12 protein-coding genes are annotated in these 9,880 nt (G+C 66.2%); 6 read left to right on the top strand and 6 right to left on the bottom strand.

Going from position 1 to position 9,880, the window contains the following annotated elements; all coding sequences use genetic code 11:
- Positions 1-135: 135 nt before the first annotated feature.
- Positions 136-1,197 (bottom strand): ABC transporter substrate-binding protein, encoded by a 1,062-nt coding sequence (locus RS899_RS13030; protein WP_315810146.1) that lies wholly within the window; start codon positions 1,195-1,197, stop codon positions 136-138.
- Between the two features lie 257 nt (positions 1,198-1,454).
- On the opposite strand from RS899_RS13030, the gene RS899_RS13025 reads away from it, so the two are divergent.
- From RS899_RS13025 to RS899_RS13015, 3 genes are all read left to right on the top strand, one after another.
- Entirely contained in the window at positions 1,455-3,071 is a 1,617-nt protein-coding gene (locus RS899_RS13025; RefSeq protein WP_409978063.1) for an ABC transporter permease, read from the top strand.
- On the top strand, positions 3,068-3,895 hold the full coding sequence (locus RS899_RS13020; RefSeq protein ID WP_315810145.1) for an ABC transporter ATP-binding protein: 828 nt from the start codon (positions 3,068-3,070) through the stop codon (positions 3,893-3,895). Before RS899_RS13025 ends, RS899_RS13020 begins: the two co-directional genes overlap by 4 nt.
- A gap of 118 nt (positions 3,896-4,013) precedes the next feature.
- The gene (locus RS899_RS13015) at positions 4,014-5,624 is read left to right on the top strand and encodes an arylsulfatase (protein ID WP_315810144.1); all 1,611 of its coding nucleotides are present in this window, start codon (positions 4,014-4,016) and stop codon (positions 5,622-5,624) included.
- A 167-nt stretch (positions 5,625-5,791) separates the two neighbouring features.
- On the opposite strand, the gene RS899_RS13010 is transcribed toward RS899_RS13015, so the two are convergent.
- Both RS899_RS13010 and RS899_RS13005 read right to left on the bottom strand, forming a co-directional pair.
- Positions 5,792-5,947: a hypothetical protein gene (locus RS899_RS13010; RefSeq protein ID WP_315810143.1), complete on the bottom strand. Its 156-nt coding sequence runs from the start codon at positions 5,945-5,947 to the stop codon at positions 5,792-5,794.
- A gap of 2 nt (positions 5,948-5,949) precedes the next feature.
- Positions 5,950-6,327, bottom strand: a complete 378-nt coding sequence (locus RS899_RS13005; protein WP_054907067.1) for a DUF3509 domain-containing protein — start codon at positions 6,325-6,327, stop codon at positions 5,950-5,952.
- Between the two features lie 401 nt (positions 6,328-6,728).
- Here RS899_RS13005 and RS899_RS13000 point away from each other — a divergent pair, with 401 nt between their 5' ends.
- A complete protein-coding gene (locus RS899_RS13000; RefSeq protein WP_315810142.1) occupies positions 6,729-6,959 on the top strand; it encodes a hypothetical protein in 231 nt (76 codons plus the stop codon).
- Positions 6,960-7,032: 73 nt separating this feature from the next.
- Here the strand turns inward: RS899_RS13000 and RS899_RS12995 are convergent, their stop codons facing one another.
- Entirely contained in the window at positions 7,033-7,350 is a 318-nt protein-coding gene (locus RS899_RS12995; RefSeq protein ID WP_233297622.1) for a DUF883 family protein, read from the bottom strand.
- A 380-nt stretch (positions 7,351-7,730) separates the two neighbouring features.
- Here RS899_RS12995 and RS899_RS12990 point away from each other — a divergent pair, with 380 nt between their 5' ends.
- Positions 7,731-8,177: an N-acetyltransferase gene (locus RS899_RS12990; protein WP_315810433.1), complete on the top strand. Its 447-nt coding sequence runs from the start codon at positions 7,731-7,733 to the stop codon at positions 8,175-8,177.
- 21 nt (positions 8,178-8,198) lie between these two features.
- On the opposite strand, the gene RS899_RS12985 is transcribed toward RS899_RS12990, so the two are convergent.
- Together RS899_RS12985 and gstA are read right to left on the bottom strand one after the other, a co-directional pair.
- Positions 8,199-8,603 carry a hypothetical protein gene (locus RS899_RS12985; protein ID WP_024764730.1) on the bottom strand — a complete coding sequence of 135 codons (405 nt, stop codon included), beginning with the start codon at positions 8,601-8,603 and terminating at the stop codon, positions 8,199-8,201.
- Positions 8,604-8,734: 131 nt separating this feature from the next.
- The gene (gene gstA / locus RS899_RS12980) at positions 8,735-9,352 is read right to left on the bottom strand and encodes a glutathione transferase GstA (protein ID WP_233297620.1); all 618 of its coding nucleotides are present in this window, start codon (positions 9,350-9,352) and stop codon (positions 8,735-8,737) included.
- Positions 9,353-9,462: 110 nt separating this feature from the next.
- On the opposite strand from gstA, the gene RS899_RS12975 reads away from it, so the two are divergent.
- Positions 9,463-9,798 (top strand): helix-turn-helix domain-containing protein, encoded by a 336-nt coding sequence (locus tag RS899_RS12975; RefSeq protein WP_315810141.1) that lies wholly within the window; start codon positions 9,463-9,465, stop codon positions 9,796-9,798.
- Positions 9,799-9,880: the final 82 nt, after the last annotated feature.

Genomic DNA, 9,880 nt, shown 5'->3' with positions numbered 1-9,880 from the left:
ACGGAGTTTCTTGCGGCGCGGTGGTGAGCTTCTCTGTAGGAGCGAGCTTGCTCGCGAACCTCCGCCGCCCGAGCCGGGATATCGGCAGAGTGCGGTTCGCGAGCAAGCTCGCTCCTACGAAGAGCACGGGGTTGGCTATTGGAGTGCTGCCACCGGCTGCGCACCCACCTCACGGCTGGCGGCGTCCTGCAGCGCCGGGCTGGCCCAGTCGGCGGCTTTGAAGTCACGGCGGATCAGGCCGTAGCTCTTGGCTGCCGTGATGGACGCATCCAGGCGGCCGAGGAAATCGGCGTCCAGCTTCGGTGACAGGACCTCCACCAGCGGCCGGCCCTGGAATTCGCTCTTGAAGATCACCGTCGGGTAGCCGGCCTGCTGCGATACCAGATCGATGAACGCATCACGGTTGCCTTCCGTGCTGGCCCACTGCACTGCCTGCAGCTGCACCTTGAGCAGGCGTTCGGTGATGTCCGGATGCGCGTCGACGAACTCGCCGTTGCCCACCAGCAGCGCTTGCAGGGTGCCGGCGCCACCGAGGTCGTGGGTGCTCAGGGGGACTTCCGCCAGGCCCTTGTCGCGTAGCGCGAACAGGCCGGCAAGACCCCAGGTGGCGTCGATCTGCTTGGCCGCCAGGGCCGCGAGGGCGGCGCTGAAGTCGAGGTTGATCACCTTCAGGTCCTTCTCGGATAGCCCGGCGCTGGCCAGGGCGTTGTCGAACGACAGCTGGCTGGCGGTGCCACGGAAGATCCCCACGCGTTTGCCCTTGAGGTCGGCCAGGGTCTTGATTCCCGAACCCGGCTGCACGCCCAGGTAATGGTTGACGCCGCGCGCGGTGGCGGCCAGCACGCGGCTGTCCAGCCCGCTGGACTTGCCGATGATCGCCGCCAGGTCACCCAGGTAGGCGAAGTCCACCTGGCCGTTGGCGAAGGCTTCGTTGACCACCGGGCCCGCGCCCTTGAAGAAGCTCCACTTGATCTGGATGCCGTCGGCGGCGAATTCCTTTTCCAGCAGTTGGCGGGTGTAGAGCACGTCCACCACGCCGCCGCCGGAATGCTTCTGCCCGGCGCTGACGTCTGGTACGGCGATGCGGATTTCCTTCACCGGGTCGGCGGCCTGGGTCACCAGCGGATAGGCGCCGAGCAGGCCGGCCAGCACTGGCGCAGCGAAAAGGGAGAGCAATTGATCAGTGAGGGCCTTCATGGCGCCTGCCTCCTGCAGTGGGGGAGCGCATGTGGCTCCGGCGCCTGCACTAAAGGCATGGGGCTTTCCATCAACAAAATAATAAAAAGACATTTTTTAGTAATTTTTCGAGCTAAGCGAACAACCACAAGGCTTCGCCGGCAGATGCCCTGGCGGCATAAAAAATATTCGCCGAATGCATTGGATGAGCGCCGGGGGCTTCCCTTAAATGGCCTGAGTTAGCTCATTAATGCATTGAAAATACTATTAATATTCCAATGAAGAATATATCGAAGCCCTATCGCCTTGCTCTTCCCCCGCCGCGCCTGGGGTTCTCGCGGCCGTCCTGGCACTGGCTCCAGGCCGGCTTGCCGTGGTTGTTGCCGCTGACCATCGGCGTGCTCTGGTGGATCGCCAGCCATCGCCACTGGATGTCCGCGCAGATTCTGCCGACACCGGAACTGGTCCTCCAGGCCGGCCGCGAGCTGCTCGCCGGCGAGCTGTGGCAGCAGTTGGGCGTCAGCCTCAAGCGCCTCGCCTGGGGGCTGCAGGCTGGCATTTTCAGCGGGCTCGCACTGGGCGCCTGGCTCGGCTTCAGCCGCCTTGCCGAGCGCCTGGTGCTGCCCACCTTCAGTGCCCTGGCGCAGGTCCCGACCCTGGCCTGGATTCCGTTGTTCATGCTGTTCTTCGGCATTGGCGAGCTGCTCAAGCTGGTGGTGCTGATCAAGGCCATCATCGTGCCGGTGACGCTGCACACCCTCGTCGGCGTGCGCGATGCCCAGCCGCGCCTGCGCGAGGCCGCCGCCGTGCTGCGCCTGCCACGCCACCTGCTGCTGTGGCGGTTGATCCTGCCGGCGGCGCTTCCCGCATTCCTTACCGGTGTGCGCCTGGCACTGGCGCAAGGCTGGACCTCGCTGCTGGCCGTGGAGCTGCTGGCTTCCAGCGAAGGCATCGGCTACCTGATGGTGCAGGCGCGGCAGCTGTTCATGCTCGACATCGTGTTCGTCTGCATCCTGGTCATCGGCCTGGTCGGCGCGGCGATGGACAGAGGCATCCAGGCCCTGGACCGGCGCCTGGTGCACTGGCCGCAGCAGGCCGCCGGGGAGCTCCGCCGGGGAACGCTCCGTCGCAGCGGCGCAGGGCAGGGGTGGCAGTTTCTGCAGCCATGGTTGCTGCCGCTTGGCCTGCTGGCGATCTGGCAAGCGGCGAGCGTGGGGCAGTGGGTCGATCCGGCGATCCTCGCCAGCCCCGCATCAGTGGCCGTCGCACTGTGGGATGGCCTGCTGGACAACAGCCTGACCAGTGCACTGTTCGCCAGCCTGCAACGCACGCTCGCCGGATTGCTGTTGGGCGGCTCGCTGGGCTTCCTGCTCGGCCTCGGGCTTGGCCTGTGGCGCCCGGCGGAGCGGCTGCTCGGCCCGTCCTTCGCGGCGCTGCGGCAAGTGGCGATCTTCGCCTGGGTGCCGCTGCTCACCGCCTGGTTCGGCCTGGGCGAGCTGGCCAAGGTGGTGTTCGTCGGCCTGGCTGCGTTCTTTCCGCTGCTGCTGGCGACCCAGCGCGGCATCGCCAGCCTGCCGGCGCAACTGACCGAGGCGGCCATCGCGCTGCGCCTGTCGCCCTGGCAACGGCTGCGCCGGCTGGTGCTGCCCGGCGCTGCGCCTTCGGTGTTCGCCGGGGTGCGCCTGGCGCTGATCTACGCCTGGCTCGGCACCATCGGCGCCGAATACTTCATGCCCTCGGACGGCGGTATTGGCAGCCTGATGATCGGCGCGCAACAACTCTTCCGCATGGACCTGGTCGGCGCCGGCATGTTGCTGGTGGGCCTGACTGGAGCTCTGCTGGCTGCCGTCGGCCAGCGCATCGAAGCGCGTGTGACGCGCTGGAGACACGCATGAACGCATTCGCTTCCCCGGCCCTGGTGAGCTTTCGCCAGGTCGCCAAGAGTTTCCCCGTGGACGGCCGCGAGCTGCAGGCCATCGAACGCTTCGACCTGGAGATCGCCCACGGCGAGTTCATCGCCATCGTCGGTGCCAGCGGTTGCGGCAAGTCCACCTTGCTGCGCCTGCTGGTGGGGCTCGATCGCGAGTTCCAGGGCGAGATCCGCATCGACGGCGCTCCCATCGACGGCATCGGCGGCGAGCGCGGCATCGTGTTCCAGGAGCATCGTCTGTTCCCCTGGCTGACCGTGGAGCAGAACGTCGCCCTCGGTCTGGTCAATGAACCGCTGAGCGAGACTGGCAAGGCTGCCAGGGTCGCCGATTATCTCCAGCTGGTGGGCCTGACGGCCTTCGCCCGAGCCTACCCGCACCAACTCTCCGGCGGCATGGCGCAGCGCGTGGCCATCGCCCGAGGGCTGGTGGCCAGCCCGCGCATCCTGCTGCTGGATGAGCCCTTCGGCGCCCTGGATGCGCTGACTCGCCAGCAACTGCAGGAGGAACTGCAGCGCATCCGCCAGCGCGAACGCATCACCACGGTGCTGGTGACCCACGACGTGGAAGAGGCGCTGTTCCTCGCTGACCGCGTGGTGGTGATGGCGCCGCGGCCGGGGCGGATCAAGCGCATCGTCGAGGTGCCGCTGGAGCACCCGCGCGAGCGCGGCGGCTACGACTTCCTGCGCCAGCGCGAGGCGCTGCTGCACGAGCTGACGGGAGAGGGCGACTACGTCGCGCCGCAGCTCAAGCGAGTGGAAGACCTGCCGTTCGAGTTTCTTGCCTGCTGATTCACTGAAACCGCCCTTGTAGGAGCGAGCTTGCTCGCGAAGCTCTCCGAGCAGGCTGCTCTGGAATGTTCGCGAGCAAGCTCGCTCCTACAGCCCATCCCACCTACCGAGCCCGACCATGAGCAAACGCCCCAACTTCCTCGTCATCGTTGCCGACGACCTCGGCTTCTCCGACCTCGGCGCCTTTGGTGGCGAGATCGCCACGCCACACCTGGATGCGCTGGCCCTCGAAGGCTTGCGCCTGACCGACTTCCACACCGCGCCAACCTGCTCGCCGACGCGCTCGATGCTGCTCACCGGCACCGACCATCACATTGCCGGCATCGGCACCATGGCCGAGGCGCTGACGCCGGAGCTGGAAGGCAAGCCGGGCTACGAGGGTTACCTGAACGACCGCGTTGTCGCGCTGCCCGAACTGCTGCGCGAGGCCGGCTACCAGACGCTGTTGTCCGGCAAATGGCACCTGGGCCTGAAGCTTGAACAGGCGCCCCATGCGCGCGGCTTCGAGCGTTCCTTCTCGTTGCTGCCGGGCGCCGCCAACCACTATGGCTTCGAGCCGCCGTACGACGAGACCACGCCGCGCATCCTCAAGGGCACGCCGGCCCTGTACGTCGAGGACGACCAGTTCATCGACGAGCTGCCGGCGGACTTCTATTCCTCCGACGCCTTCGGCGACAAGCTGATCGACTATCTCAAGGAGCGCGACCAGAACCGGCCGTTCTTCGCCTACCTGCCGTTCTCCGCGCCGCACTGGCCGTTGCAGGCACCCAAGGAGGTGGTCGACAAGTACCGGGGCCGCTACGACGCCGGCCCCGAGGCGCTGCGCCTGGAACGCCTGGAGCGGCTCAAGCAGCTTGGCCTGATCGACGCCGACGTGCAGGCGCATCCGGTACTGGCGATCAGCAAGGAGTGGGCGCGCCTGAGCGATGAGGAGAAAGCGAAATCGGCGCGGGCGATGGAGGTCTACGCGGCGATGGTCGAGCGCCTGGACTGGAACGTCGGCCGGGTCGTCGAGTACCTGCGCCAGCAGGGTGAACTGGACAACACCTTCGTCCTGTTCATGTCCGATAACGGCGCCGAAGGCGCGCTGCTGGAGGCCTTCCCGCGCTTCGGCCCGGACCTGCTGAGCTTCCTCGACCAGCACTACGACAACAGCCTGGAAAACATCGGCCGCGCCAACTCCTACATCTGGTACGGCCCGCGCTGGGCCCAGGCGGCCACCGCGCCGTCGCGTCTGTACAAGGCCTTCACCACCGAGGGCGGCATTCGCGTGCCCGCACTGGTGCGCTACCCGGCGCTGAAACGCCAGGGCGAGGTCAGCCATTCGTTCTCCACCGTGATGGACATCACTCCGACCATCCTCGACCTGGCCGGCGTGCGCCATCCGGGCAAGCACTGGCACGGCCGCGAGGTCGCCGAAGTGCGCGGCAAGTCCTGGTTGGGCTGGCTCTCCGGCGAGACCGAACAGGCCCACGACGAGAAGACCGTCACCGGCTGGGAGTTGTTCGGCATGCGCGCCATCCGCCAGGGCGACTGGAAGGCAGTGTACCTGCCGGCACCGGTCGGCCCGGCCACCTGGCAGCTCTACGATCTGGCCAGCGACCCGGGCGAGACGCGGGACCTCGCCAAGCGCGAGCCTGCGCGCCTGGAGGCGCTGATCGAACACTATAAGCAATACGTCAACGAGACCGGTGTGGTCGACGCGCCGCCGCCGTTCCTGGCGCGCTGAAGGCCGGCGTCCCAGCGTCCTTTCCTGCCCGCAGCCCGGCGGGAGGGGCGTTGAAACGCTCCGGCATGAAAAAGCCGGCAGCCGCCCGACTGCTCGGACTGACGGCGGCACCGGCATGCGCTTCGAGCCGACCTGGCCCGGTTATTTTGCTGGCGTGTCTGGCTCGTTCAGGCGGCCCCATCATCCTTGAGGCCGTCCTGGTGGGCGGCGGACAGGTGGGGTTCCTGCCGGCTGTCCTCCGGTTCGATGTCCACCCATTCCTCCAGTGACTCTTCGCGGGTCACTTGCGGATCGGGGTCGGGGATATCCACGGGGTTTTTCATGCTCACCTCGCTTGCCGGGCCTGCTTGTCGGCCAGGGCGCGCAGGCGCACACCGGCCACCACCACCTTGCGCGGCCGGTGGGTCGGGTTGACGGGGACGAAGGTCTGCAACTCGATGCGCTTGAGGAACCAGTCGACGTTGTCCTCTTCCAGCGGCCCTTCCACGGTCATCAGGTCGCGGCGGATGCGCTCCACCAGGTTGTTCAGCAGTACCGCGCTGGATTGCTCTTCCTGCTGGATGACCCGAGAGATGAGGCGCTTGCCCGCGGCATTGCGCAGGTTGATCAGCAGCGTACCGTCGGGCCTGGTGGCGAACTGGGGGCGGTAGTCGCTGAACAGGTGGCTCAGGTGCTCGATGGCGGCATTGCGGCAACTGGACATGTCTTTCCCTCCCGGTGGTTGGCAGAGGCCGGAGCGCCGGCCTGAGCCAGGAACCTCGCATCAGCCATGCCAGGCCGGGGAAAGCTGTTTCATCCGCTTAACAGGTTGTTATTGCTGCAAATGCCCAGCCGATGCTGGCCAATGGTCATTTGCAGGATGCAAGGGCGCACCAGCAAGGGGCTGGAAAATGCACGGCGCGGCGCTTCGCTTGCTCTTTTGCGCGGCACGCCTTCCGTCTGAAACCCGCCTCGATTCCAGGTGTGCATTCGGCCGCCAGTACCGCTTGCCATGGCTGGCGCTTCGCCCGCCATTGCCGTTGAACCGTAGCGCCTGGGCCAATCGCCAGCATTTCTCTCCGGCGCTCGGGCAGGCAGGGTTCAACCAGAGGAGAGGAGGTGGCCATGACGCAGTTGCGACGCCTGGATGTGGAAGCGGTTCTCCACGAAGCCTATCCGCTGTTCGATTTCTCCTGCTTCCGGGAAGCCGGCGGCCGCTATTCGATCCGCTTCGGCAGCCAGTTGGCGGACATGCCCTGTGTCACCGTGGTCGGCATCCATGGCGATGAGTTGAGCAACGCCGGACGCGTCCGCAGCCTGGGGCTGGAGCTGATCGACAGCTTCATCGATTCGTAGCGGGCGCAGGCCTGCTTGAGCATCGGGACCAGCGCGGTGGCGAGCGAGCGGGCCGCTGACCACCGCTCGGGCATCAATGCTGATTGCGGCTCAAGGCGCAGGCAGCTGCCAGCAGGCCTGCGGCGGCAGCCAGTATTGCCGCCGTCTGCCAGGGATGTTCGCCGGCATATTCGCTGCCGGCACGGATGGCCCGGCGACTGCGGTGGATCAGGTGTTCACTGGTCTCCCGGCTCTCGTCCACCAGATCGCGCAATTTCGCCTTGAACGCCGGAAGCTGGTCGGCCGTCAGGTCTCGGCCGCTGACCAGCAGGCTTTCCAGGTCATCGACCAGTGATTGCAGTTCCTGCACGCCGCTGGTGCGGCTGGAGGGGAACCATCGATAGCTGCCCATGGAGTGTCTCCTTGTCTGTTCGGGTTGGAATGGGGGCGGAAGGGGCATTCGGCTTCGCGTTGCTGCTCGACTGATTTCCGCCACCGCAGGCGTCGAGTCGTGGACGCGCTACCTCGCGCTTTTGCCACTTGGCGGAGCCATTCGGAAGAGTCCGACGCTCGCCAGCCGTTCACTGATTCTGATGAGTGGAGCCTGACTGTTGGCGCCCGGCGTGCTTGAGTGCAGGAGGCGCTTGCAGGCATCGGGTCACGGCGAAACGGGTGCGAGCAGGTGCGACGATTGGCGGCAGTGCGTGGGGGCGCGCAGCGATGATCCCTTGTGCGAGGATGCCGCCCGCCACGCCATGGGCACTTCAACGAACCGGGGGATTGCAGCCGATGATGATCCGCGACTTTCGCGACGACGACATGGACCGGGTGCTGGATATCTGGCTGCGAGCTTCGCAGCAGGCTCACGACTTCATTCACGCCGACTTCTGGCGCGAACGCCTGCAGGACATGCGGGATATCTACCTGCCGGCCGCTGCCTCGCGGGTCGTCGAGAACGATGGCTGCATCTGCGGTTTCTACAGCCTGCATGACGGCGCACTGGCGGCCTTGTTCGTCGCCCCGGAATGCCAGGGCAAGGGCATCGGCTCGGTCCTGCTGAGCGACGCCAAGATTCATTTGCCGATGCTGGAGCTGGCGGTCTATTCCAACAATGCCGGCGCCGTGGCCTTCTACCAGCGGCACGGCTTCGTCGTGCTGGAGGAGCGGCAGGACGAGCACACCGGGCACCCCGAAACCCTCATGGGCTGGACGGCGCGGGCGATTTCCTGCGGGTGCTAGGCGGGAGAGGTGCGCAGCGGGCTACCAGAAACTGCTGGCGTGCCGGCTGGAGGCATAGTCCAGGTGCAGGGCGAACGCGCTCTGGAAGAACTCCAGGAGGCGGGTGTCCAGCACCAGTTCGTTGAGTGAGGCGATAGAGCCGATCACCTGCTTCACATCGGCGTCGGTTTCCCCGCAGCGGTTCTCATGGCAGAGACGCTGGGTCTGCGGGTCGGCGCTGATGCGGCAGATGCATTCGGTGTCGCGGCAGGAGTTGCGTACCTTCAGGCTCAGCTCCGGCAGGTCGCGCCGGCCATCCAGCAATTCCACGCTGCATTCCAGGCCGTGCTGGCGGGCGAATTCGCTGGCACGTGCGAAGGCGGGCAGGGCCACTGCCACCAGGGCGTTCTGGTAGGCGTTGGCGAAACTCTCAGGGTCAGCGCTCATCCGGTTTCTCCTGGGCTCAATGCACAAATCCCGGCGCATGACGGGCCGGGCTAGTGTGATGGACCACGGAAGGTGCGGCTTGCGCGATGGCTCGGCAGATTTTCCGCCGAGCGGTTGCACGGTCGGGCACCTCAGGCGACAGCCGGGACCTCTGCTTCGGCGCGCAACGCCTCGATCACCGCCGGGCGCATTCCGACCGCCTGGTGGAAGTGGCGGATCGCCGGATAAGCGCCGAGGTCGACCTTCAGCTGTTCGGACCAGCCCAGCACGGTGAACAGGTACGCATCGGCAATGCTGAAGCTGTCACCGGCGACCTGGCCGTTCGCTGCCAGCACCTGTTCCAGGTAACCCAGGCGCCGGGCCAGTTTCGAGCGAAGCAGGTCCTTCACCGGCTCGGGGATCTCGCTGTCGAACAGCGGGCTCATCCCAGCGTGTAGTTCGCTGCCGATGAAGTTCAGCTGCGCCTGCAGGTGCGTGCGCTCAAGGGTGCCGTTGGCGGGGGCGAGGCCCGCCTCGAGTTTCAGGTCGGCGAGGTACTGTAGAATCGCCGCGCCCTCGGTCAGCACAGTGCCGTCTTCCAGCTGCAGCGCCGCTACATAGCCCTTCGGATTGATGCGGTAGAAGTCCTGGCCATCGGCGGTGCGTTTGGTCCGGTTGTCCACGCGCACCAGCGAAAACGGCAGGCCCAGCTCGCGCAGAACGATGTGTGCAGCGAGAGAGCAGGCATTGGGGGCGAAGTAGAGTTTCATCGGGTCGGGCCCTGGTTTGAAGTGGGCGGCCAGTATTCCCGACCCCGATGCGGCGCGGAAGAACGCACTTTTTTGTGGCCTGGGCACAAAAAGGTTACCGGGAAGGACAGATGAAGAAGAACGTTTCGGGCTGCTCGGTCGAAGAAGCCATGCGAGTGATTGGCGGCCGCTGGCGCCTGTTGCTGGTGTCGTACCTGCTCGATGGCAGCAAGCGCTTCAACGAGTTGCGCCGCGACATGCCGGAGATTTCCCAACGGGTGCTCACCGCCGAACTGCGTGCGCTGGAAGAGGCAGGGCTGGTGACCCGCACCGTCTACCCCGAGGTTCCGCCCCGCGTCGAGTATTGCCTGAGCGCCGACGGCGAGCGGCTGCGGCCGGTGGTGGAGGTGGTGAAGACCTTCGGTCTGTGGCTCAAGGCGCGCCCGGCGGCCCGGGAGGTCGTGTAGACAGATGGAACGCTCCTACAACTGAGCACCGGGAATACTCCGGGTTGCACCTTTTCCAGCCCTGGCACGAACACTGCTTTCT

Source organism: Pseudomonas sp. C9-3, assembly GCF_032392015.1.
Lineage (GTDB): Bacteria > Pseudomonadota > Gammaproteobacteria > Pseudomonadales > Pseudomonadaceae > Pseudomonas > Pseudomonas nitroreducens.
This window is presented reverse-complemented; position numbering and strand designations above follow the sequence as displayed.